The 24,013-nt window shown below is 72.3% G+C and carries 12 protein-coding genes and 1 pseudogene; 4 read left to right on the top strand and 9 right to left on the bottom strand.

Features of this window, described 5'->3' with window-relative positions:
• The first annotated feature begins 76 nt into the window (after window positions 1-76).
• A complete protein-coding gene (locus tag ACZ7P3_RS14275) occupies window positions 77-1,345 on the top strand; it encodes an alpha/beta hydrolase family protein (RefSeq protein WP_472081294.1) in 1,269 nt (422 codons plus the stop codon).
• A 28-nt stretch (window positions 1,346-1,373) separates the two neighbouring features.
• Here the strand turns inward: ACZ7P3_RS14275 and ACZ7P3_RS14270 are convergent, their stop codons facing one another.
• Window positions 1,374-1,619 carry a Smr/MutS family protein gene (locus ACZ7P3_RS14270; protein WP_472081292.1) on the bottom strand — a complete coding sequence of 82 codons (246 nt, stop codon included), beginning with the start codon at window positions 1,617-1,619 and terminating at the stop codon, window positions 1,374-1,376.
• 343 nt (window positions 1,620-1,962) lie between these two features.
• Here ACZ7P3_RS14270 and ACZ7P3_RS14265 point away from each other — a divergent pair, with 343 nt between their 5' ends.
• The 3 genes from ACZ7P3_RS14265 to ACZ7P3_RS14255 all read left to right on the top strand — a co-directional run bounded on the left by ACZ7P3_RS14265 (window position 1,963) and on the right by ACZ7P3_RS14255 (window position 5,389).
• On the top strand, window positions 1,963-3,177 hold the full coding sequence (locus ACZ7P3_RS14265) for an MFS transporter (protein WP_472081963.1): 1,215 nt from the start codon (window positions 1,963-1,965) through the stop codon (window positions 3,175-3,177).
• Between the two features lie 99 nt (window positions 3,178-3,276).
• A complete protein-coding gene (locus tag ACZ7P3_RS14260; RefSeq protein ID WP_472081290.1) occupies window positions 3,277-4,065 on the top strand; it encodes a hypothetical protein in 789 nt (262 codons plus the stop codon).
• A gap of 121 nt (window positions 4,066-4,186) precedes the next feature.
• On the top strand, window positions 4,187-5,389 hold the full coding sequence (locus ACZ7P3_RS14255; RefSeq protein WP_472081288.1) for a cytochrome P450: 1,203 nt from the start codon (window positions 4,187-4,189) through the stop codon (window positions 5,387-5,389).
• A 97-nt stretch (window positions 5,390-5,486) separates the two neighbouring features.
• On the opposite strand, the pseudogene ACZ7P3_RS14250 reads toward ACZ7P3_RS14255, so the two are convergent.
• The 8 genes and pseudogenes from ACZ7P3_RS14250 to ACZ7P3_RS14215 all read right to left on the bottom strand — a co-directional run.
• Window positions 5,487-11,453 (bottom strand): annotated as a pseudogene (locus ACZ7P3_RS14250) (SDR family NAD(P)-dependent oxidoreductase); the annotation flags it as partial.
• A 1-nt stretch (window position 11,454) separates the two neighbouring features.
• Window positions 11,455-18,693 (bottom strand): type I polyketide synthase, encoded by a 7,239-nt coding sequence (locus ACZ7P3_RS14245; protein ID WP_472081286.1) that lies wholly within the window; start codon window positions 18,691-18,693, stop codon window positions 11,455-11,457.
• 24 nt (window positions 18,694-18,717) lie between these two features.
• The gene (locus ACZ7P3_RS14240) at window positions 18,718-19,587 is read right to left on the bottom strand and encodes an acyl-ACP desaturase (protein ID WP_472081284.1); all 870 of its coding nucleotides are present in this window, start codon (window positions 19,585-19,587) and stop codon (window positions 18,718-18,720) included.
• Complete coding sequence (locus ACZ7P3_RS14235) at window positions 19,584-20,453, bottom strand: SAM-dependent methyltransferase (protein WP_472081283.1); 870 nt, start codon at window positions 20,451-20,453, stop codon at window positions 19,584-19,586. Before ACZ7P3_RS14235 ends, ACZ7P3_RS14240 begins: the two co-directional genes overlap by 4 nt.
• Window positions 20,450-20,725, bottom strand: coding sequence for an acyl carrier protein (locus ACZ7P3_RS14230; protein ID WP_472081281.1), 276 nt, complete (start codon window positions 20,723-20,725; stop codon window positions 20,450-20,452). The genes ACZ7P3_RS14235 and ACZ7P3_RS14230 overlap by 4 nt, the downstream gene beginning before the upstream one ends.
• The gene (locus ACZ7P3_RS14225) at window positions 20,722-21,420 is read right to left on the bottom strand and encodes a PaaI family thioesterase (protein ID WP_472081279.1); all 699 of its coding nucleotides are present in this window, start codon (window positions 21,418-21,420) and stop codon (window positions 20,722-20,724) included. The genes ACZ7P3_RS14230 and ACZ7P3_RS14225 overlap by 4 nt, the downstream gene beginning before the upstream one ends.
• Complete coding sequence (locus tag ACZ7P3_RS14220; RefSeq protein WP_472081277.1) at window positions 21,417-22,283, bottom strand: ferritin-like domain-containing protein; 867 nt, start codon at window positions 22,281-22,283, stop codon at window positions 21,417-21,419. The genes ACZ7P3_RS14225 and ACZ7P3_RS14220 overlap by 4 nt, the downstream gene beginning before the upstream one ends.
• Window positions 22,280-23,980, bottom strand: a complete 1,701-nt coding sequence (locus tag ACZ7P3_RS14215) for an AMP-binding protein (protein ID WP_472081961.1) — start codon at window positions 23,978-23,980, stop codon at window positions 22,280-22,282. Before ACZ7P3_RS14215 ends, ACZ7P3_RS14220 begins: the two co-directional genes overlap by 4 nt.
• Window positions 23,981-24,013: the final 33 nt, after the last annotated feature.

Here is a 24,013-nt window from a genome sequence, read left to right as displayed (position 1 = left end):
CTTAGGGGACGACTCAGGCCCGAGTAGGGGTGGTTCCCGATGGTGCAGGACGGAACCCGGCCCGCACCATCGGAGTATGACGAAAGCACAGCCGAGCGAGGACCGGGCACGGCGGAAGCGCGGCCTGCGGGCCGCGGCCGTCTGCGCGGCCGTGCTCACCAACCTCCTGGTCGCCGCCCTTCCCGCACAGGCCGCGCCGTCCCGAGGGCCGGCCGCGCAGCCGGCCCGGTTGCGGCTGCCGGCCCCGACGGGCAGGTACCAGGTCGGCGAGGTGACGCTGCACCTCGCCGACAGCTCCCGCCCCGACCCCTGGCACACCGGCAAGCACGACCGCGAGCTGATGGTCAGCGTGTACTACCCCACGGCACATGCGGCCGGCCGGCCTCCCGCGCCCTACATGCTGCCCGGAGCGGCAGCGCACTTCGACTCGGTGACCGCCGACGACTACCTCGGGATGGGCGTCCCGACCGGGCGGACCGACTGGGCGGCCACCCTCACCCATGCCGTGCAGGGGGCGCCGGTCGCCCACGGCGACGGCAAGCGGCCGGTGCTGCTCTACTCCCCGGGGCTGGGCGAACCCAGGACCTGGGGGACCACCCTGGTCGCGGACCTCGCCAGCCGGGGCTATGTCGTGGTCACCATCGACAACACCTACGAATCTCCCGAAGTGGAGTTCCCCGACGGGTCGCTGGCCACCATGGTCACTCCCGGGGATCCCGATGCGTTCATCAGGAAGGCCCTCACGGTCCGGGACGCCGACACCAGCTTCGTACTGGACCAACTGGACGCGGTGAAAGCAGGCCGAAACCCCGACGCGGACGGGCGGCCCCTGCCCTGCGGCCTCTCCGGCTCACTCGATCTGTCCAGGGTCGGCATGTTCGGCCACTCACTGGGCGGCACGGCCGCGGCCACGGCCATGGACGCGGACCATCGGATCGGCGCCGGGATCGACATGGACGGCAACCTGACCCACTACGACGGCACGCTGATGCCCGTCGCCGAGCACGGCCTGGCGCGGCCGTTCCTGCTGCTGGGCAAGGACGGAGACACCGACACGGGCCCCGGCTGGAGCGCATTCCGGGCGCATACGCCCGGCTGGACCCGCACGCTGAGACTGCGCGGCGCCGAGCACGCGTCGTTCACGGATGCCGAGGCTCTGGTTCCGCAGCTGCATCTGCCGCCCGCCACCCGGACGGACGACATCGGCACGATCGCTCCGGGCACCGCTGTGCGCACCAACGAGGCCTATGTGTCCGCGTTCTTCGACCACTGGCTGCGCGGGACCCACGACCACCTGCTGGACGGCCCCTCACCCCGGTACCCTGCCATGGAGTTCGTAGACTGACCGGGCGGGCGGCTCACCCGGACGAAGCTCACTCGAAGTGGACGAGGATGCGGCCGGTGTTCCCGGAGTCGACCTCCCGGCGGACGTACAGCTTCCTGATGTGCTTCTGGTCGAGGAACGCCAGGACACGGTCCTTGAGCCGCCCCGTACCCTTGCCAGGGATGATCTCCGCGACCGGCTCGCCCGACTGGGCCGCCCGGAAGAGGAACTGACGCAGTGCCAGTTCGATGTCCCGGTTGTTGCGGAAGATCGGATGGAGATCGAGCGACATCATGCGGTGTCCCCTCCTGGCGCGGTCCGCGCCTGTGTCCTGCGGGCGCGGTAGGCAGCCGCCCTGATCCTGTGCCCGCAGGATTCCATGCCGTACCAGTGCCGGCGCACACAGCGGGTGCGGGAGCGGTCGGTGCGGGTGCGGGTGCGGGTGCGGGTGCGGGTGCGAGTGCGAGTACGAGTGGGGGTGAGGGTGAGGGTGCGCTCAAGGTTGCCGCGTGCGATCGGGCGGGCCGGGAGCCGGCCGCGGTGCGAAACCCGCCCCTTCCCGCCCGGCGGCCTTCCGGGGGACCGCCCCACCTTGTCCTCCGGCACCGGCGGATGCCCGATGCCTATGGTGGAGTGTGATCAACAGCGACACCGAACCTCCGCGACGCGTCCGGCGGCGGCCGGGGTACAAGGCCGCCGCGGGTGTCTTCGCCGTCGGGATGATGGGGACCACCCTGCCCACACCGCTGTACGGCCTGTACCGGCAGCAGATCGGGTTCTCGGAGCTGATCGTGACGGTCGTGTTCGCCGTCTACGCGGTGGGAGTCATCGCCGCCCTGCTGGCCGCCGGTGGGTTCTCCGACGTACTGGGGCGGCGGCCGGTGCTGCTGGCGGCCCTCGGTCTGTCCGCGCTCAGCGCGGTGTGCTTCCTGACCGAGGCCGGCCTGCCGCTGCTGTTCACGGGCCGGGTGCTGTCGGGCTTCTCGGCCGGTCTGCTGAGCGGCACGGCCACCGCTGCCGTCCTGGAACTGGCACCACCCGCACGACGGGGCCGGGCCGGACTGGCCGCGACCGCCGCCAACATGGGCGGGCTGGGCCTGGGCCCACTCGTCTCCGGCGTCCTGGCCCAGTACGCGCCCTGGCCGCTCAAGCTGCCCTTCGTCGTCCATCTGGCCCTCCTGGCGGGCGCCACGGCGATCGTCTGTCTGCTGGCCGAGACCGTGCCCCGCTCCGACCCGCGACCGCCGCTGCGACCACAGGGCATGAAGGTTCCGCCGGAGGTGCGTGGAGTCTTCGGGCCCTGCGCGCTCGCCGCCTTCGCAGGCTTCTCCATGCTCGGCCTGTTCACGGCCGTGGCCCCTGCCTTCCTCACCCAGACACTGCAGGAGCGCAACCTGGCGGTCACCGGTGCCGTCGTCTTCGGTGTGTTCGGCGCCTCCACCTGTGGGCAACTGCTCATGGGGCGGGTCGGCGCGCGCCGAGCCCTGCCCCAGGGCTGTGCCGTGCTCGTCGTCGGGCTGGTCCTCATCGGAACCTCGCTGCTCCTGAGGTCCTTTCCGATGCTGCTGGCCGGCGCGCTCACCGGCGGCACGGGACAGGGCATGGCGTTCCGCGCGGGACTGACCGAGGTGAGCGACGCAGCGCCCGGGACGCACCGGGGCGCCATCATCTCGGCGTTCTTCGTCGTCGCGTATGTGGGGATCTCCGTGCCGGTCGTCGGGGTGGGCGCCATGGCGGTGGCACTGGGCCTGCGCACGGCCGGCGTGGTGTTCGCCGTGTGTGCGGTCCTGCTCGTGACGGCCGTGGGCCTGCGGGTGAGACGGAACCTGCCCCCGGCCCCGGCCCGGACCTGATGCGGCGGAGCCGGCCACGCGCCCGGCCCGCGCCCAGCACTGAGGGCGCCGGCCAGGCGGGTGCCCGGCGGGCTGACCTGAGCCGGGACAATCGTCGCCATGAACGAAGGCACCCAGGACACCCGAGACACCGAAGACCGCGAAGACACCCGCGAGACCGCAGGCATGGACAACGGCGAGAGCCGGGTGACCAGGCTCGAGCGGCTGCTGGAGAACGGGGAGCGCGAACTCCTTCCGGCGTGGCGGCGGGCGACGCGCGGCGAGCCGCGCTGGGCGGTCACCGCCGTGATCCTGGTGGCGGTGGGCCTTCAGCTGGTGCTGCCGCACCGGTTCTCCCTCCCGCCGTACTGGGCGCTGCCGGTACTGGAGTTGATGCTGCTGGCCGGCCTGATCGCCGCGAACCCGCGACGGGTCGAGCCCCGCACGCGCCGGCTGCGGTGGCTGGGCCTGGCCCTGATCGGCGTCATCAGCCTGGCCAACGGCCTGGCGGCGGTCCGGCTCGTGGCGGACCTGGTGAACGGCAGCGCGGGGGCCGACGCGGTGCCGCTGCTGCTGACCGGCGGTGGCATCTGGCTGACGAACGTCATCGTGTTCGCCCTGTGGTACTGGGAGTGGGACCGCGGAGGCCCGATGGCGCGGGTCCTCGGCCGGCAGCAGTCCGCCGACTTCCTCTTCCCACAGATGCAGAGCCCGGAGGTCGCACCGCCGGACTGGGAGCCTGCGTTCCTCGACTACCTGTACCTGTCGTTCACCAATTCCACCGCCTTCAGCCCGACCGACGTCATACCACTGTCGAGGTGGGCCAAAATGCTGATGATGCTCCAGTCCTCGGTGTCCCTGGTGACCGTGGTCCTGGTGGTCGCCCGGGCCGTCAACATCCTGAAGTAGCAAGGGGATCAGGGGGTCCGGAGCAGGGGCTCCGCGCATCTGAAACGTCTTCACTTCCTGTCATGCCCTGTGGAATGATGAGAGGCCTGAAAATGGACGGGCCATCGTATCCCGGGACAGGATGGAAATGACCTTAATTTTCGATCCGCGAGATCCGTCAGTACGCACCGACCCCTACCCGATCTACCGGCGCCTGCGGGAGACGGATCCCATCCACCGGTCCGACTTCGGTTACTGGATTCTTTCACGCTACGCCGATGTCGATGCCGTACTGCGGGCCCCCGAAGCCTCCAGCGAGTTCTATCGGGACACGACCTGGGCCAACCGCCGTGGCGGGCCGGAAAGTCCGCTCGTCCGGAGTGTGCAGAACTGGATGCTGATGCTCGACGGACCCGCCCACCGGCGGATCCGCAGTGTGATCGGCAAGGTTTTCACCCGCGCGGCGGTGGAACGGCTGAGGCCGCGCATAGCCGCTGAGACGGACCGGCTGCTCGACGCCGTGGGCGAGGGTGAAACCGATCTGATCCAGAGTCTCGCCCTTCCCCTTCCGGTGACCGTGACCTGCGAACTTCTCGGCCTGCCCACGCGCGACCGCGACCAGTGCCGCCGATGGACGGAACACATCAGCCGGGTGATCGACCCCTCGATAACCGCCGAGGACACGGTCGACATGAATGCGGCGGAAGTGGAGTTCCGGTCATATGTGTCCGGTCACATCGAAGAGCGCAGGGCCGCTCCGCGCGAAGACATCCTGTCCCTTCTCGTGCACGCCGATGTCGATGGCGACCGGCTCGCCGACGAAGAGATCATCGCCAATATCCAGTTCCTGTTCGTCGCGGGACACGAGACGACCGTCAATCTGATCGGAAACGGTCTCCTGGCGCTGCTCCGGCACCCCGAACAGCTGCGGACACTGCGCGAGAAGCCGGAATTGGCAGGCAACGCGGTCGACGAAATATCCCGCTACGACGCTCCGGTGCAGATCGTCTCCAGAATTCTGACCGGAAGCGTCGGCCTCGGAGACGTCACACTCCCCGAGGGCGCCAAGGTCATGCTGCTCTTCGGGGCGGCCGGCCGTGACCCGGAGCGTTATCCCGATCCCGACCGGCTCGATGTGACACGCACCGGAACGAAAACGCTGGCTTTCAGCGGTGGCCCGCACTACTGCCTCGGCGCCGGACTCGGAAAGATGGAGACCTCCATCGTTCTGACCGAATTGCTGCGCCGCTACTCGAAGATCGAACTCACCACGGAGAACCTGGACTGGCGGCCCAACGTCAGCTTCCGGGGCCTGCAGGCACTGCCCCTCAGACTCATGCGCTGACCGGGGCGGCCCGGGGAACGGCCGGGGGACGGCGGAACCGGACCCCGGCCGGCCGGCATCAGCCGAAGGTGTCCCGCAGCCAGTCGCGCATCAGGCCCGCCGTGTACGGGGCTTCGTCCTCCAGCATGGTGAAGTGGTTGCCGCGGGTGACGGCGGCGGTGTGCTCGAACGGCCAGACAGGTGCCCAGTCCGCCGGCCAGCCCTCCAGCGGAGACCCCGCGCGCACGAACAGGACCGGGGCCGGCAGATCGCGGAACGGCCAGTCGAATGTCTCGTAGTGCAGCATGGCGGTGATCCAGCCGTCGTCGTCGGGCATCGCGACACTGGGATCGTCGGCCCGGTCCTGCAACTCCCCGCGCAGACCGGGAGCCAGAAAGGCGAGCCGTTCGCCGTCCTGGGGGGAGTAGCTGTCCAGCAGGATGACGCCGGCGGGCGGGCTGCCCTGGTCGTGGAGATACCGGGCGAGCATGTGGGCGATCAGCCCCCCGGAGGACAGACCGGTGAGGACGAAGGGCCGCTCTCCCAGCTCCGCGCGCAGAGCGGCCACATGCGTCTCCAGCAGCACGTCCGCGGTCCTCGGAAGCATCTCACCGCTCCGGAAGCCCGCTTGCCGCAGCACCCAGACGTCACGCTCGCCCTGGAACCGCTTCGCAAGACGCGCGTACTGCACCGGATCCGACGTGCCCACGGCCGAGGTGACACAGACCAGAGCCGGCCCCTGCGGGCCACTGGCGAGCCGGACCGGCCGCGGGATCGCGGGCAGTTCGTCCAGCGAGGCGTAGTAGGAGCGCCGCTGTGCCCAGTCGGTGGCGGCGATCCGGACGAGCATCTGGCTGATGGTCTCGCGCTCCTCCTGCGCCGGTTCGTCCTGCGGCCGGGCCAGTACCTCCGTCAGATGCCGGACCAGCACCAGCGGAGTCCGGTGGTCGAAGACGACGGTCGGCCGCAGCCGCACGTCGAGTGCCTCGTTGAGGCCGTTGCGGATACGGACGGCGGCCAGCGAGTCCACACCCATCTCCAGGAACCCGGCGTGCGCACTGAGTTCGTCCGTGCCCTCGTGTCCGAGGGCCAGTGCGGTCCTGCCCAGCACCAGGTCGAGCAGCGCCCGTTCCCGCTCCGCCTCGCCGAGCCGCCCCAGCAGCCGGCGCAGACCGGCGTCCGGGGCCTCCGGCCCGCTCACCAGCTCCCGCAGCAGGGGCCTGACGCGGCCGCGCAGATCGAGCCGGGCGGGCACCAGCACCGGGTCGCCGAGTGCCACCGCGGCGTCGAAGAGGGCCAGTGCCTCCTTCGTCGACAGGGAGTCGGGCGTCGCCTCCAGATGACGGGTCATGCCACTGCGTTCCTCCCACAGCCCCCAGGCCAGCGAGATCGCCGGAAGCCCCCGCGCGCGCCGGTGCTCGGCCAGCGCGTCGAGTACGGCGTTGGCGGCGGCGTAGTTCGACTGGCCCGCGCTGCCGGCGGTCGCGGCGGCCGAGGAGAACAGCACGAACGCCTTCAGCGGCAGCTCCCGGGTCAGCTCGTGCAGGGCGAGCGCCGCCTCCGCCTTCGGCCGCAGCACGGCGTCGACGCGGTCCTGCGTCATGGTCGTCACCACGCCGTCGTCGAGCACCCCGGCGGCATGGACGACGATCGTCGGCCGGTGCGCGGCGAGGAGCCCGGCCAGCGCGGTGCGGTCCGCGACGTCGCAGGCGGCCACGGTGACGGTGGCGCCCAGCGCGGCGAGTTCCTCCCGTACCCCGGCCGCCTGGCCCCGGCGGCCGACCAGGACCAGGTGCCGCACCCGGTGCGCGGTGACCAGATGGCGTGCCAGCAGCCGGCCGAGCGTGCCGGTGCCGCCGGTGATCAGTACGGTGTCCTCGGGCCCGCCGAACGTCCCCGCGCCCCGCGGGACGGCCCGCACCAGCCGCCGGGCCAGCACCTGTCCGCCCCGCAACGCGACCTCCGGTTCGTCGGCGGCCAGCGCGGCGGCCACCGTCTGCGGGGTGATCTCGTCGGCGTCCAGCAGGACGAACCGGCCCGGTTCCTCGGTCTGCGCCGACCGGACCAGGCCGATGACGGCCGCGCCGGCCAGGTCCGGGACATCGTCGCCGGTCCGGGCGGCCACCGCGCCCGAGGTGAGGAACACCAGCCTGGAACCGGCGAATTGAGGACTCGTGATCCATCGCCGGACCAGCCCCAGCGCGCGGTGCGCGGACTCCCGTACCGAACCCGCGGAGCCGGCGACGAGCACCGCACCGGGCGCCGGCAGCCCCGCGGACACAGCCGTATCCAGTGCGGACAGGTCCGGGAAGACGGGGAACCGGCCGGTCTCGAACCCCACGGCCACGATGCTGTCCGACGTGACTCCGCCCGCGGGGTGCACCTCGACCCACCTGTTCCGGAACAGCGCGTCCTGCGGGGCGTCCGTCCCGCCCGTGCCGACCGGAGCCGGCCGCAGCACCAGCGAGTCCGCGGACAGCACCGGCGCACCCCCGCCGTCGGTGACGGTCAGTCGTACCCCGCCGTCGAAGGACCCCTGCAGCCGTACCCGCAGTGTGGACGGACCGGTCGTCCGCGCGCTCACCCCGGTCCACGCGAACGGCAGCAACGGGCCCTCGGGCACCGGGGCGTTGCCGCCGAGTCCGAGTGCGTGCAGAGCGGAGTCCAGCAGCGCCGGATGGACCGTGAAACCGCGGGGGTCGACCGGGCAGTCCACCTCGGCGAAGACCGTGTCGCCGCGCCGCCACACCGTGCCGAGCCCCTGGAACGCCGGGCCGTACCGCAGCCCGCGGCCCACGAGAGAGGGATAGAGCCCGGCGTGCGGGACCGGCTCCGCATCGACGGGTGGCCACGTCTCGTGCACCTCGGGCGCTGCGGACGCCGGGCTCAGCACCCCCTGGCCGTGGCGCGTCCAGCCCGCACCGTCCGCTCGCGCGTGGAGGTCCAGGCTGCGGCGCCCGGTACGGTCAGGAGCGCCGACGCGCAGCTGCACCGTCACGGCACCGTCGTCGGGCAGGACCAGCGGCCGTTCCAGGGTCAGTTCCTCGACCGTGGCACAGTTCGCCGCGGCGCCCGCGCACAGCGCGAAGTCCAGCCAGGCCGTGCCGGGCAGGACCACCTCGTCCAGCACCCGGTGGTCGGCCAGCCACGGGGACGACGCCACCGACAGGCGGCCGGTCAGCACGAATTCGTCGCTCTCCGCCAGCTCGACGGCCGTGCCGAGCACGGGATGACCGGCGTTGCGGGCCTCACCCGGCTTCAGCCAGTACCGCTTGCGTTCGAACGGATAGGTGGGCAGGTCGGCGAAGGCGGGTGTGCCCGGACCCGCCCATGCGGTCCACCGCGGTTCCAGACCGCGGACGTACAGCTCGGCGAGGGAGCCGAGCAGCGCCCCGCGGCCGTCCTCCTGGCGGCGCAGCGACCCGACGGCCACGGCCTTGTCGCCGACGGCGTCCAGTACCGCCGGGACCAGGACGGGATGCGGGCCGACCTCCACGAAGAACGAGTGCTCCGGCACCGCGAGCCCCGCGACGGCATCGTAGAACCGCACGGGCAGGCGCAGGTTCCGGTACCAGTATCCGGCGTCCAGCTCCGTCCCGGCGAGCACGCCGCCGGTGACCGCGGAGTGGAAGGGGATGTCCGTGGCCTTCGGCGACACCGGCGCCAGCTCGGCGAGGACGCGGTCGCGGACGAGCTCCACCTCCGGTGAGTGGGACGCGTAGTCCACCGCCAGTCTGCGCACCCGCACACCGGCGGCGGCCAGGCCGGCCAGCAGGGCGTCGAGCGCGTCCGCGGCTCCGGCGACCACCGTCGAGCCCGGCCCGTTGACCGTCGCGACCGACAGCCGCGCGTCCAGCCGGGACCGCAGCTCGTCCGCGGGCAGCTCCACCGAAGCCATGCCGCCACGGCCGGACAGCTCCGTCAGCGCCTTCGCGCGCCGGGCGACCACCAGCGCGGCATTCTCCAGGGACAGAGCGCCCGCGACATGCGCGGCCGCGATCTCGCCCTGGCTGTGCCCCACCACGGCATCGGGTTCGATACCGCAGGCACGCCAGAGGCCGGCCAGGGAGACCATGACCGCGAACAGCGCCGGCTGCACCACGTCCACGCGTTCCAGGGACGGCGCCCCCGGCTGCTGCCGCAGCACCGCGGACAGGTCCCAGCCGACATGCGGGGCCAGTGCCCGGGCGCAGCGGTCGATGTGTCGCCGGAACACCGGCGACGACTCCAGCAGGTCGGCGCCCATGCCCGCCCACTGACCGCCCTGGCCGGGAAAGACGAAGACCACCTTGCCCGTCAGGTCGGCCGTGCCCGTCACGAGTCCCGGTGCGGTGCCGCCCCGGCTCAGCGCGCTCAACCCGGCGCGGGGATCGGCGTCGAGGACCACCGCGCGGTGTTCGAAGGTGCTGCGGGAGGTGACGAGCGCGTGCGCGAGCGCGGCCGGTTCCCGGCCGTCCAGGTGCGACAGCAGCTGTCGCGCCCGGGCCCGCAGCGCGGAATCGGTCCGCGCCGAGAGCACCCACGGCAGCGGCCGGGCCTCGGCGGCCCCGGGCCCGCCGCCGTCCTCCGCGGCCCCGCCGTCTTCCGTGGCCCCCTCGGTGTCGGCCGCACCGCCTGTCCCGGACGCCCCGCCGGCCTTCGTTCCCCTGCCGGTCCCGCCGGTCCCGCCGGTCCCGCACACCGCGCCGGTGCCGGATGTCCCGCCGGTCTCGGACCCCCCGCCGGTCTCCGGTGCCGCGGCGGGCGGCGGTGCCTCTTCGAGGATCACATGGGCGTTGGTGCCGCTGATCCCGAACGCGGACACCCCGGCGCGCCGGCGCCGGCCCCCGCCGGCCCGCCAGGGGCGGCTCTCGGTGAGCAGCTCCAATGCGCTGGTGCTCCACTCCACATGCGACGACGGGCTGTCCACGTGCAGCGTCTTCGGAAGGGTCCGGTGCCGCAGCGCCAGTACCGTCTTGAGCACTCCGGCGATCCCGGCCGCGGCCTGGGTGTGCCCGATGTTCGACTTCACCGACCCGAGGGCCAGCGGTGTCTCCCGGTCGCGGCCGTAGACGGCCTGCAGCGCCGAGGCCTCCACCGGGTCGCCGAGCCGGGTCCCCGTGCCATGCGCTTCCACGGCGTCCACATCCCGGCCGCGCAGCCCGGCGTCGGCCAGCGCGGCCCGGATGACCCGCTGTTGCGAGAGCCCGTTCGGAGCGGTCAGCCCGTTGGACGCGCCGTCGGAGTTGATCGCGGTACCGCGGATCACGGCCAGCACCGGGTGACCCTGGGCGAGGGCGTCCGTCAGCCGCTCGACGAGCACGACCCCCGCGCCCTCGCCCCAGCCGACACCGTCCGCCGCCTCCGCGAACGCCTTGCAGCGGCCGTCCGCGGCCAGCCCGCCGTTGCCGTGGAAGGCGGCGTACACACCGGGCATGGACATCACCAGGACACCGCCGGCCAGCGCGAGATCGCACTCCCCGGAGCGCAGCGAGCGCACGGCCATATGCAGGGCCACCAGCGAGGAGGAGCACGCGGTGTCGATCGAGACCGACGGGCCTTCCAGGCCGAGCAGATAGGAGACCCGACCGGACAGCACGCTCGACGCGGTGGCCGTCGCCAGGTGGTCACCGTGCTCGTTGTGGTTGCTGACCTCGCCCAGCAGTCTGCGGTAGTCGTGGTCGCTGGTCCCGGTGAACACACCGGTCCGGGAGCCGCGCAGGGACACCGGGTCGATTCCGGCCCGCTCCACCGCCTCCCACGAGATCTCCAGCATCAGCCGCTGCTGCGGGTCCATCGACAGGGCCTCACGGGGACCGATCCCGAAGAAGCGGGCATCGAACCAGGCCGGGTCGGACAGGAACGCCCCGGCGCCGGTGAACTCCTCCGGCCACCCGCGGTCGGCGGGAAACGGGGTCACCGCGTCACGACCCTCGTGAAGCAGCTGCCACAGCCCCTCCGGGTCGCTGACGCCGCCGGCGTACCTGCAGCCCATGCCCACCACGGCGATCGGCTCGTGCGCCTTCGCCTCGGCGGCACGCAGCCGCTCCCGGGTGTCCCGCAGCGCGGCGGTGAGCCGCTGCAGGGTGTCGAGCACCTTGCCGTCATCAGTCATCGACGCGGTCCTTCAGCATCAGGGAGAGCTCGTGTTCGGCGCGGCTCAGCATGGTGTCGAGATCCGCCGTGCCGGACTCGGCCTCTGCTGTCCCGGATTCGGCCTCCGCCGTCCCGGACTCGGCCTCCGCCGTGCCGGGTTCGGCCTCCGCCGTGCCGGGGCCGGCGTCTGCCGTCCCGGACTCCGCCACCGCTGTGCCGGACTCAGCGACCGTGCGCTCACCGGCTGCGCGCTCACCCGCCGTGTGCCCCGCCACCGTGCGTTCCGTTGCCGCGTGCTCCGCCTCCGCCGTGTGTTCGGGCTGCTCGGGGGCCGGGGCGAGAGCCGTGTCGAGGTAGCCGGCCAGGGCGGTGGGCGTGGGATGGTCGAACAGCGCGCTCGCGGGCACCCGCAGCCCGGTCTCGGTGCTCAGCTGGTTGCGCAGCTCCACGACACCCAGGGAGTTGAGCCCCTGTTCGTGGAAGGGCCTGCCCGGGCGTATCTGCGCCGCGGAGTCGTGTCCGAGCACCTGGGCCGCGAGGTGGCACACCCGGTCGCGCAGCGCGCGGGCCCGCTCGGCCGGGGACATCCCGGCCAGCCGCCGTACCAGCGAGGAGACCTCGGCGGGCGGCGCGGCGGCCTTGCTCTGCTGCACCTCGGGCAGGTCGGCGAGGAGCGGGCTGTGCCGGGTGGTGGCGAACACCGAGAGGAAGCGGGCCCAGTCGACGTCGGCGACCACCAGTCCGGACTCGTCCTGTCCGTGGGCCAGTGCCAGTGCGGCGATCGCCAGGTCCGGGTCGAGCACCGTCATGCCGTTGCGGCGCAGTCGCGCACCGACGACGTCCGCGTCCGCGCCGTCCACCGCCATGCCGCCGGCTCCCCATGGCCCCCAGGCCACCGACGTGGCCGCGAGCCCGTCGGCGCGGCGTTGTTCGGCCAGTGCGTCGAGGTAGGAGTTCGCGGCCGCGTAGTTGGCCTGACCCGCGTTGCCGACGGCGCCGGTGGCCGAGGAGAACAGCACGAACGCCTCGAGGTCGCCCGCGAGTTCATGCAGATGCCGGGCACCCCCGGCCTTGGCGTGCAGGACCCGTTCCAGCCGCTGCGGGTCCAGAGCGTCGATCACGCCGTCGTCCAGGACCCCGGCCGCGTGCGCGACCGCCGTCAGCGGGCGGTCGGCGGGGATCCCGGCGAGCAGGGCCGCAACCTGCGCCCGGTCACCCACGTCACAGGCGGCGACGTCGACCTCGGCGCCGAGCGCGGTCAGTTCGGCCACCAGCCCGGGATCCTGTGCGTGCCGGCCCGTCAGGAGCAGCCGCTCGGCGCCCTCCGCGGCGAGCCACCGGGCGACCCGCCTGCCCAGCGCGCCGAACGCACCGGTGACGAGGGTGGTCCCGCGCACGGGCCAGCCGCGCCGGGGTGCGCCGGTGACCGGCGCGTGCAGCAGACGCCGGACGAACACCCCGCCGGGGCGCACCGCGACCTGGTCCTCCGTGCAGGACAGCACCCCGGCCAGCCGCTCGGCCGCCTGCGCGTCCACCGTGGGCGGGAGATCGACCAGCCCGCCCCAGCGCTGGGGATGCTCCAGTGCCGCGACCCGGCCGAGCCCCCACACCATGGCCTGGACCGGGCTCTCGAGCCGGTCGCCGTGGCCCGTGGACACCGCTCCCCGCGTCGCGCACCACAACGGCACATCGAGCTCGGCATCCCCCATGGCCTGGACGAGCGCCGTGCTCAGCGCGAGCCCGGCGGGTACCCCGGCCGTTCCGGGACGCTCCCGCTCGTCCAGCGCCAGCAGGGACAGCACCCCGTCCACGGCACCGGATCCGCCGTCCGCCAGGGCGGCGAAGCGTCCGGCGATCTCCGCGCGGTCCGCGCCGATGCCGAGGGACAGCGTCCGGGCGCCGAGCGCGTCCTGCAGCGGCTCCGGCACGGGCAGGTCCTCGCCGTGCACGATCAGCCAGTTCCGCGGTACCGCGACCTGGTCCGCCACGGGCTGCCAGCCGATCCGGTACCGCAGTCCGTCCATCGCGGCCTCCCGGTCACGGGTGCGCCACCACCGCGCCATCGCGGGCACCAGCTCGCTGAAACCGCGGTCGGTGTCCGTGCCCAGCAGGTCGGCCAGCCGCTGGAGATCCTGGCTCTCCACCGCCGCCCAGAACGCCGAGTCGGGCTGCCGGGGCCGGTTCTCCACCGGATCCGGCAGCAGCCAGAACCGCTTGCGCCGGAAGGCGTACGTGGGCAGCTCGACCCGGCGCGCCCCGCTCCCGGCGTACCACGCCGGCCAGTCGGGGCCGTGACCGCGGACCTGCAGGGCCGCGACGGCGCCGAGTACGTCGTCCTGCCGCAGTACGGGGATCACCGTCGCCTCGCCGGTATCGGCGAGGCAGTCGGCGGCCATCTCGGTGAGCGTCGTCTCCGGCCCCAGCTCCAGAAAAGTGGTGACCCCCTCGTCCTGCAGCGTGCGCATCCCGTCGAGGAACCTGACCGTGCCACGCACGTGGCGCACCCAGTACGCCGGGTCGCACAGCTCGTCGGCGGTGGCGGCACGCCCGGTCACATCGGACACGACGGGGATCTCGGGCGGACTGTAGGCCAGGCTCTCGGCGACCGCGCGGAACTCGTCGAGCAACGGATCCATCAGGCAGGAGTGGAAGGCGTGGCTGACCCGCAGACGCTTGGTCCGCCGTCCCCGCGCTCGCAGCTGCTCCGCCAGTGCGACGACCGCCTCCTCGACGCCGGAGAGCACCACCGACCGGGGCCCGTTCACCGCCGCCAACGACACCCCGGCGGGCAGCGGCTCGACCTCCTCCGGCGAGGCCGCCACCGCGTACATCGCGCCTTCCTCGGGCAGCGCCTGCATGAGCGAGCCCCGCGCCGCGACCAGCCGGCACGCGTCGGGCAGGGAGAGCACCCCGGCCAGATGGGCCGCGGTCAGCCCGCCGACCGAGTGCCCCAGCAGCAGGTCCGGGCGGATTCCCCAGCTGTCCAGCAGCCGGAACAGCGCCACCTCCAGGGCGAACAGCCCGGTCTGTGCGAACTCGGTCCGGTCGAGGGCCTTCTGATCGGTACCGAACACCGTCTCCTTCACCGGCAGGCCCAGCCCGGCGCACACCTCGTCGAAGGCCTCGGCGAAGACCGGGTACGCGGCGTACAGGGAGCGGCCCATGCCCAGGCGCTGGCTTCCCTGACCGGTCAGCAGGAAGGCCAGGCCGCCCTCGGACACCGTGCCGACGGTGAGGGCCGGGTCGGTCCGGCCCGCTGCCAGCGCGGTCAGCGAGCGCCGCATCCCGTCCCGGTCCCCGCCGGTGAGTACGGCCCGGTGCGGCAGCGCCGACCGGGTCGTGGCCAGGGAGAAGCCGAGGTCGCGCACGGTGAGTTCGGGACGGGCGTCCCAGTGCGCGGCGAGCCGTCCGGCCTGGGCGCGCAGCGCCGCCTCCGAACCGCCGGAGACCGTCCACACGGGTGGGACGGTCCTCGTCGCCCGCGCGGGGGCCACCGGCCCGGCGGGCGGCTGCTGAAGGATCACATGCGCGTTGGTCCCGCCGATCCCGAACGACGACACGCCCGCCCGCCGCAGGGGCCCGGCGTCGGGCCACGGGGTTCGCCGGGTCACCAGCCGCAGCCCCGCGTCCCAGTCCACGTGCGGGCTGGGACGGTCGACGTTGAGGGTGGCCGGGACCTCTCCGTGCCGCATGGCCAGCACCATCTTCATCACGCCTGCCGCGCCGGCCGCGGCCTGGGTGTGCCCCAGGTTGGACTTCACGGAGCCCACCAGCAGCGGCCGCTCCGGCGGCCGGTGCGCCCCGTACGCCTCCAGCAGCGCGCCCGCCTCGATCGGGTCGCCGAGCTTCGTGCCGGTGCCGTGTGCCTCCACGACGTCCACATCGCCGGGGTGCAGCCGTGCGTCGGCGAGCGCGGAGAGCAGCAGCCGGTGCTGGGCGGCCCCGTTGGGCGCGGTGAGCCCGTTGCTCGCCCCGTCGGAGTTGACCGCCGACCCGGCGATCAGGGCGAGCACCGGATGGCCGTTGCGGCGCGCGTCGGAGTACCGCTCCACGAGGAACATCCCGCCGCCCTCCGCCCAGACGGTGCCGTCGGCGTCCTCGGCGAACGGTTTCAGCCGGGCGTCCGGCGCCAGCCCGCCCTGGCGGCTGAACTCGATGAACACCTTGGGCGAGGACAGCACCGTCACCCCGCCCGCCAGGGCCAGTGAGCACTCGCCGCGGCGCAGCGCCGCGGCGGCGAGGTGCAGGGCGACCAGCGACGACGAACACGCCGTGTCGATGGACAGGTTGGGCCCCTGCAGCCCGAAGGCGTACGAGATCCGTCCGGAGGCCACACTGGTCACGGTGCCGATCGCGAGATGGGGCCGTACGGCGACGTCCCCGTGCCCGGGACCGGTGCCGTAGTCACCGTGGGACAGCCCGGCGTAGACCCCGGTGTCGCTGCCACGCAGCGTCGCCGGGTCGATCCCGGCCCGCTCGCAGGCCTCCCAGGACAGTTCGAGCAGCAACCGCTGCTGCGGGTCCATCTCCAGCGCCTCGTGCCCGCCGATGCCGAAGAACGCGGGATCGAACTCCGCGGCGTCGTGGAGGAACCCGCCCCGGCGCACATAGCTCGTGCCCGGCCGTTCGCGCTCCGGGTCGTACAGCTCCGTCAGGTCCCAGCCGCGGTCCTCCGGCATCGCCGAGACGGCGTCACGGTCCGAGACGATCAGCCGCCACAGGTCCTCCGGCGAGTGCACCCCGCCGGGAAAGCGGCAGCTCATCCCGACGATGGCGATCGGTTCGTCCGAGCCGGTGCGGCGGGGGAGGGCGGGCACCGGGCGGGACGCACGGTTCTCCAGGTGGGCGGCCAGCCGGTTCGGGGTGGGGTGGTCGAAGAGCGCGGCGGTGGCGATCTTGAGCCCGGTCCGCTTCCGCAGCCGTTTCACCAGTTCGACGGCGGCGAGGGAGTCGAGCCCGAGGTCGAAGAACGACCGGTCGGGCCCGTAGCCGCCCTCGGTCATCGCCTCGGTCTCGGTCCGGATCACCCGGCGCAGATCGGAGGGCCGGGAGGCGGCGCCGGAGGGCGGCTGCGCCACGTCGGCCGGCAGATGGGTGCGCCGGCCGCCCCGGCTGCGGAAGACCGTGGGCCACTGCACCGGGACACCATGGGTGTGCAACTCGCCCAGCGTGCCGAGGACGGCGTGCAGGTCCGACTGTCCGTCACCGGCCCGCAGCGCGGCGGTGACCAGCGCGTTCGCGGCGGCCGGTGCGGGCAGTGTCTCCTCGACCAGCGCGGCGAGCACCCCGCCCGCGCTCATGTCCACATAGGTGTCGACCCCTGCCGCGTCCAGGCCGGTCACACAGGCGAGGAAGTGCCCGGTGCCGCGCACCTGCGCACCCCAGTACTCGGGCAGGCTGACCACGCCGGGGTCCGATCCGAGCCCGTTGTGCACCGGGACGAGGGGAATATCCGGCGGGCGCCGGGTCAGACCCCGGACGAACCGCTCGAAGTCGTCGGCCATCGCCGCCATGTGGGGTGAGTGGAAGGCCCGGTCGACCGGCAGCTGCTTCACCTTGCGGCCGCGCTCCGACCACAGGCCGGCGATCCGCAGCACCGTGTCGTGGTCGCCCGAGAGCACCACGGAGTTCGGGGCGTTCACCGCGGATATCCCGGCCAGGTGCTCGCAGCCGGCCAGTGACTCCCGTGCCTCGGCCTCCGAGACACGCATCGCGACCATCGCACCGCCGACGGGTGTCTTCTCCCGGAACAGCCGGATCCGCTCGGCCAGCAGTGCACAGACGTCGGGCACGGAGAACACCCCGGCCACCGTGGCCGCGGCCAGTTCCCCCACCGAGTGCCCCGCCACGTAGTCCGGGCGCACACCCCAGTCCTCGAACTGCCGGAAGAGCGCCAGCTGGAGGGCGAACAGCGCGTCCTGCGTGTAGAGCGCCAGGTCGGCCGGGGCGACCGGGGTGGGGGTGTCGCCGAGCAGCAGGTCCCGTACCGACCAGGTGGAGACCGCCTCCATGTGGGCGCACACCTCGTCCAGCGCGTCGGCGAACACGTCGAACAGGGGATACAGGTGTCGTCCCATGCCGGGCCGCTGCCCGCCCTCACCGGGGAAGAGGAAGGCCACCGTGCGCCCGGCGCCGGCCCTGCCCGCGCCGCCCCGGCCCGCGGCGACTTCAGCGAGCCCGTCGGCAAGCTCCGCGCGGTCGGCGGCGAGGAGCACCGCCCGGTGCGGCCGGTGCTGCCGGGCGACCGCCAGGGTGTGCGCGATGTCGAGCAGGTCCGGGCCGCCGGGCTCGGCCAGGTGGACGCGCAGGCGTTCCGCCTTGCCGCGCAGCGTCTCCGCGCTGTCCGCGGACAGCAGCACCGGCAGCGTCGGGACCACGGTCCCCGTCGACCGCTTCGTTCGCGCGGGAGGTTGCGCCAGCACCAGCGCGCAGGCCGTGCCCGTGCCGTCCAGGCAGGCGAACAGCGCGCCCGGACGGCTGTCCGGGCCGAGCGCAGCGTCCGGCACCGGTACGTCCGTCCCGCCGAGCAGCGAGAGTAGATCCAGCAGAGCCGCCATCGGGTCCTGCCCCGCGTCCTGCCCTGCGGCGAGCCTCGGGTCCTGCCCTGCGTCGAGCCCCGGGTCCTGCGCCGGGTCCTGCCCTGCGTCGTGCGCCGGGTCCTTCCCCGTGTCCTGCCCCGCGTGCTGGTCGTCGCCCGGCGCGCCGTCGTCGCCGTGGCCGTGGCCGTCGTGAAGGCCGTCAGCACGGCCGTCCTCCCCCGCCTGGTGGCCGAGCCGCCGGACGAACCGGAGGTCGTCGGGGGCCACTTCGGCGCGCGCACAGGCCTGCCGCACGACGTCACCGCGGCCGAGCGCGCTGCCCTCGACCACACAGTGGACCGGGTCGCCCTCCGCCACCGCGGTCACGAGCGGCTTCAGCACGAGGAAGGCGGAACTTCCGTCGGGTGCCACCACCCCGGCCAGCGCGAGTACGCACTCGCCTGCGCGGATGCTCTGGCAGGCCAGGTGGACCACCCCGGCGGGCAGGGTGTCCACCGTCAGCACGGGCCCGAGCACGCCGAGTTCGGCGCCGATCGGCTCGGCCTGTGCCATGGCGAACACCCCGGCCGCGGTGTCCCGCAGCTGCTCCGGTACGACGCCGGCGTTCTCCAGCGCCCGCAGTGCCGCCTCGGCCGGGGGAACCCCTGCGGACGACGGGGATGTGCCGATGACCGCGACGGACGCCGGACCGGCAGTGCTGCTCGGTTGCATAGGAGCCTGTCCTGTAGTGGTTGGTCAGATCCCGCGGATGCGGTGCACGAACTCGGCCAGGTCGGCCGCGGACGCCCTGCCGCCCGACGTGGCGAAGCCGTTGACGAGCCGGACCAGCGCGTCATAGGCCTCGGTGTGGTCGTAGGAGGTGGCGTCCGTGATCTTCAGCGACCACCGCCAGTAGCCGTTCAGCGTGTCCGCGAGAGGCATGCGGAAGGTGGACAGCACGTCCTTCAGATCCGGTACCGTCGCCGCGAGCCCGTGCCGCCCGATGTAGGCGTCGACCAGCTCGCTGTAGAAGGCGAAGTGCCGGGCCTCGTCCCTGGCCAGCCGCTGCAGCAGATCACACAGCACCGGCTCCTTCGCCACCGTCTTGAACCGCTGGTAGAACAGCTGGGTGGCCTTCTCCTGCACCAGCGTGTAGGTGAACGCCTGCACCGGGCTCTCGTAGGGCAGGGCGAACTTCTTCCGCCCCTCCTCGGCCAGCTCCCGCATCAGAGTCTCGGGATCGCTGATGCCGGCCTCGATCTGGTACCGGGTCAGCACCGACGCATGCCGCTCCTCGTCGTTCGCCCAGGAGATCAGGAACCGGAAGTACTCCCGGTTGAAGCAGAACTCCTCGATCGCCAGATCGGCGCCGGACACCGGGAAGGCGTCCAGGAAATAGGTGAGGTAGCCGGGGATGTGGTCTTCGATGAAGGTGATGAACCGGACCACCGACCGGTCGGTGTCGGTGAGCTGCTCCGGCCGCAGCGTCGCCCACGACAGCTCGTCCGCCGACCACTGACGGGCCGCGGCACGACTCACCGCGTTCCGGGTCAGCTCCCGGATCTCACCGGGTCCGAGGGACGGCCGTAACCGCTGTGCACCGGCCTCGGGCAGGGCCTCGCTCACGGCGCCTCCGCCGGACCCATCCGGGACTTCAGTGCGCTCAGCGCGTAGTGCTTCGTGGTGTAGCCCCAGCCGGCGTTGGCCGTGCGGAGGTACCGGATGAGCGGCTCGCTCATGCCCGGGGCGACCAGTTCGACCCGGTCGCGGGCGGCCTCCGCCCGCCGTTCCCACTCCTCGATGGTGCGGTAGTAGTGGGCGGTGAGGTCGGCGAGCCCGGTGAGGCTGAAGCCGGCCGACTCCACGGCCTCCACGAGCACCGAGAGCGGCACCATGTCGGCGAACCCGAAGATGCCCTCGGTGACGTGCTTGGTGCCCGGCCGCCGAGAGAACTCCTGGTAGGCCGCATGGTCCCGGAAGCAGCTCTCCGACAGGTACATCGCCCCGCCGTGCCGCAGCAGCCCGTACACCTTGCGCAGCACCGCCGTTCGGTTCGGCATGTGCACGATCGAGCCGAGCAGGGTGACCGCGTCGAACCTCCCGGCCACCTCGACGTCCGTGAACGACCCGAGTTCCAGGGTGACCAGGTCGCTCACGCCCGTCTTCTCGGCCTGCGCCCGGATGTACTCGGCCTGCGGGTGTGACGGCGTGACGCCCGTGACCCGGCAGCCGAACTCCTGGGCCATGAACAGGATCAGACTGCCCCAGCCGCAGCCGACGTCGAGCAGCCGCTCACCGCCGGTGAGGCCGAGCTGACGCGCCACGAAGTGCAGCTTGTCCGTCTGCGCCCGGTCGAGGTCGGTGTGCTCGTCGGAGTACAGCCCGGAACTGTACTTGAGCCGCTGGTCGAGGTAGATGCCGAACAGTTCGGCAGGCAGCTCGTAGTGCCTGTTGGTGGCCTGATACGCCTCGTGCGGGCTCGGGGCGGTCATGAGGTCGCCGGTTCCTCGCGGATGTACTTCTGGACCAGCGTGATGAGGTCGTCCACGGTCTCCGCGGCGAAGATGGCCTCGTCGTCGAACTCGGCGTTCCAGTGCCGCTCCAGCCTCGACACCACCCGCAGCAGCTTCATCGAGTCGGCACCGGGCAGACCCTTGAGCACGTCGAAGGGATCGATGTCGGAGGGGGAGATCTCCAACTCCGTGGCCAGACACTCGGTGGTGACGGCGGCGATCTGGTCGCGGCTTATGGGCTCGCTGGTCATGACTCTCCTGTCCCGTGGTCGAAGTAGTGCCGGACGCGGCCGAAGGCGGCGTCGTCCAGTTCCATGAGTGCTTTGGCCTGCTCGGAGCGGATCGGCTGGTAGGTGCCGGTGGCCATGACGTGCAGTTCACCGCCGGGCCCGGTGATCTCCGCCTCGGTGTGCAGCACCCCGTTGCCCCGGCCGCTGATTCGCGCGACGGTCAGATACGGCGTGCCGACCCGGAGCGGAAGCAGCATCTTGCTGCGCAGGGTCACGGAGAACGCGAGCAGGCCGTGGACCAGCGCGAGGGTGTCACCCATCACCTCGTCCACCAGCACGTTCACGATGCCGCCGTGCACGATCCCGGGGTAGGAGGCGTAGTTCTCCGAGAAGGCCGTCTCGGCCGCGTAGTCCCCGTTCGGCAGCCGCTGCAGGCGCAGTCGCAGACCGATCGGGTTACGGGGCGAGCAGCCGAAGCAGTTGAAGGACGGCTCCGCGTGCCAGGGGAGTTCGACCGTGCCGTCGGAGGCGTGCCGGACGGCGTCGTGGGTGTGTTGAGCGCCGTCGATGCCGTGCTGAGTCTCGTCGGTGGTGTGCCGAGTGCCGTCGATGCGGTGCTGAGTTTCGTCGGCGGTGTGCCGAGTGCCGTCGATGCCGTGCTGAGTTTCGTCGGCAGTGTGCCGAGCGGTGTCGGCGGTGTGCCGGGTGGTGCTCACGCGGAGACCCTCTCCCGTGACGACTCCTCGGCGATGGCCCGCCGCACGTCGGACATCTTCGTCAGCCGGTAGCCGGTGATGGCGGAGAAGTACTTGAACAACTGCTCGCAGCACTTGGCCCATTCACTGCCGTCTTCGTCCACCTCGGCGAAGTAGGCGAACATCTCGTCGATGGTCTCGTGGTTCTCCAGCTCGGGCAGATTTCCCTTGAACCGGCTGACCGGATGGCGGTACAGGTCGCGGGTGGTGCCCATGTAGATGTACAGGGTCTCCACCACGGACGCGCATTCCTCCGGCCGCGCCGCCAGCTGCTGCGCGGTGTAATGCACGAATTCACGTGCGTGCCGGGCCTCGTCGCCGCTCGCCTTCTTCAGGATCGCGGCGAGGACCGGCTCCTGCATGCTGCGGGCGACGCATTTGTAGGCATGCGTGGCCAGGACCTCGCAGATGACGTTGGTGGCCAGGGTCGCCGCCCGGGTCACCCCCGGCGGGTAGGCCTCGCGCATCGAGGCGATCGTGCTGTGGTCGATGCCGTGTCCCGCCAGCTGGAGCCAGGTCTGGAAGGCGATGTGGTGCTGGATCTCCTGATAGCCCCAGATGGAGGCGAACTGCGAGAAGTCGTAGTCGTCGGCGAATTCGTTGAGCAGGCCGTGGGTCGCGGCGACGACGTTCGACTCGCCCACGATGGCGCCCTTGGCGAACACGATGTGCTCGGGCAGCACCTTGTCGGCCCGGAACTCCTCCCACGGGATGTGGTGCAGCTCCCAGGTGGCGTGCTGGTAGCCGGCGAACACCCGGGCGCTGTGCATCCGCTCGTCCGCCAGGAGCGGTACCCCGGCAGCCGACGCCGCTTTGCTGTTCACACCCGTTCTCCTTGGTCTGAGCTGGTGGTGGTGGGGAACACCTGTGCGTCGAGATCGGTGGTGACGCGCCGCGCGGCCAGGACGCGCTGCCATTTGCCGCTCGTGGTGCGCGGGATCCAGCGGGGTCTGACCACATAGACCTGGACCTGGGACAGATCCAGCTCGGCCGCCACCCGCCTGCGGACCTCCTGGTGCACCGCGGCGGGGTCGTCGGCGGCCTCCACGATGACGCCGATCCGCTCGCCGTCCTCGGCATCGTTGTCGGAGAAGGCGACACAGCGGCGGCGGTACACGCCCGGTACGTCGCGCGCGACCTTCTCGACGTCGTCGGGGAAGAAGTTCTGACCGCGCACCACGATCATCTCCTTGCGCCGCCCGGTGACGTACAGCTCGCCGTCGAGCAGGAATCCGAGATCGCCGGTACGCAGCCAGCCGTCGTGGAAGGCCGCCTTCGTCGCCTCGGGGTCGCGGAAGTACCCGGTGGTCACCGACGCGCCGGCGATCTCGATCTCCCCGAGCACACCGTCCGCGGCCGGTCCTCCGGCCTCGTCGACGATCCGCAGGTCGATGCCGTGCACCGCGCGTCCGACCGAGACGACGGGTTTGGCCCCGGGCGCGCTCTCGTCGACGGCACGTGCGGTACCGGTCCGGGCGAGTTCGCCGCGGTCCACGGCGCGGACCGTCGCGGTGTCGCCGGGGCGGGGGTAGCTGATCGACAAGGTGGCCTCGGCCATGCCGTACACCGGGTACATCACCGACGGGTCGACGCCGCTGGGCGCCAGCGTCTCGGTGAACCGCCGCACGGTGGCCGAGCTGACCGGTTCGGCGCCGTTGAACGCCAGCCGCCAGCTGGACAGGTCGAGCGCGGCGAGCCGCTCCGCGGGCACGCTGTCGAGCAGATGGTCGTAGGAGAAGTTGGGTCCGGTGATCACCGTTCCGCGGTGCGCGGCGAAGTGTTCGAGCACCGCGGCCGGGCGGCGGAGGAAGGAGATCGGGGCGAATACATGCACGTCGGCGCCGTTGAGCCAGTGCGACTGCAGCCCGATCAGGCCCATGTCGTGGAAGGTCGGCACCCACTGCACGAACACGTCGTCCGGACTGAAGGCGCCCGAGACCACGCAGGAGCGCAGACCGGCCATGGTGGTCCGGTGCGGCAGCATCACCCCCTTGGGCAGGCTCGTGCTGCCGGAGGTGAACTGGACGACGGCCAGCGCGTCGGGTTCGACGGCGGGCAGGGTGCGCGGGGCGCCGATGCCGCTGGGCGACGGCGTCGGTACGAGGGCCAGGTCGGCCCGTACGGTGGCCAGTTCGCGGCCGAGTTCGTCGTACTCGGAGTCCAGTACGAGATGACGCATGCCCGCGACGTCCGCGATCCGCGCAAGACGCTGCGAGACCGCTCGCACATCGCCGAAGCCGGCCTGGACCGGCAGCACGCTGACCGCCGCGCCGGCCCGCCAGAGCCCGAAGATCGTGGTGAAGAACCGGGCGGCGGTGGGCACCAGCACACCGACGATGTCTCCGGGCCGCACACCGGCGCGCAGAAATTCGTGCGCGGCTGCGGCCGAAGCGGCATCGAGATCCGCCGCGGTGATGCCGTCGCCGGCGGTCGGAAAATGCGCGTGGGAATCCGGTGAGGCTTTTGCTAACCGGGTGAGACTTTCCCCCAGAGTGTCCCCGTCCAGGAGAGCGGGGCGCATGCGTCGCTGCAAGATGATTCCCCTCGGTGTTCA

It is taken from the genome of Streptomyces sp. NPDC107581 (assembly GCF_055657175.1).
Note: the sequence above shows the minus strand (reverse complement) of the source record. Positions and strands in the feature narration are given on the sequence as shown.

Excerpts from the sequence above, each read along its gene's own strand:
- ACZ7P3_RS14255 (WP_472081288.1), top strand. The coding sequence starts at position 4,187 with ATGGAAATGACCTTAATTTTCGATCCGCGAGATCCGTCAGTACGCACC.
- ACZ7P3_RS14275 (WP_472081294.1), top strand. The coding sequence starts at position 77 with ATGACGAAAGCACAGCCGAGCGAGGACCGGGCACGGCGGAAGCGCGGC.
- ACZ7P3_RS14215 (WP_472081961.1), bottom strand. The coding sequence starts at position 23,980 with ATGCGCCCCGCTCTCCTGGACGGGGACACTCTGGGGGAAAGTCTCACC.
- ACZ7P3_RS14245 (WP_472081286.1), bottom strand. The coding sequence starts at position 18,693 with ATGCAACCGAGCAGCACTGCCGGTCCGGCGTCCGTCGCGGTCATCGGC.
- ACZ7P3_RS14235 (WP_472081283.1), bottom strand. The coding sequence starts at position 20,453 with ATGACCGCCCCGAGCCCGCACGAGGCGTATCAGGCCACCAACAGGCAC.
- ACZ7P3_RS14270 (WP_472081292.1), bottom strand. The coding sequence starts at position 1,619 with ATGATGTCGCTCGATCTCCATCCGATCTTCCGCAACAACCGGGACATC.
- ACZ7P3_RS14260 (WP_472081290.1), top strand. The coding sequence starts at position 3,277 with ATGAACGAAGGCACCCAGGACACCCGAGACACCGAAGACCGCGAAGAC.
- ACZ7P3_RS14230 (WP_472081281.1), bottom strand. The coding sequence starts at position 20,725 with ATGACCAGCGAGCCCATAAGCCGCGACCAGATCGCCGCCGTCACCACC.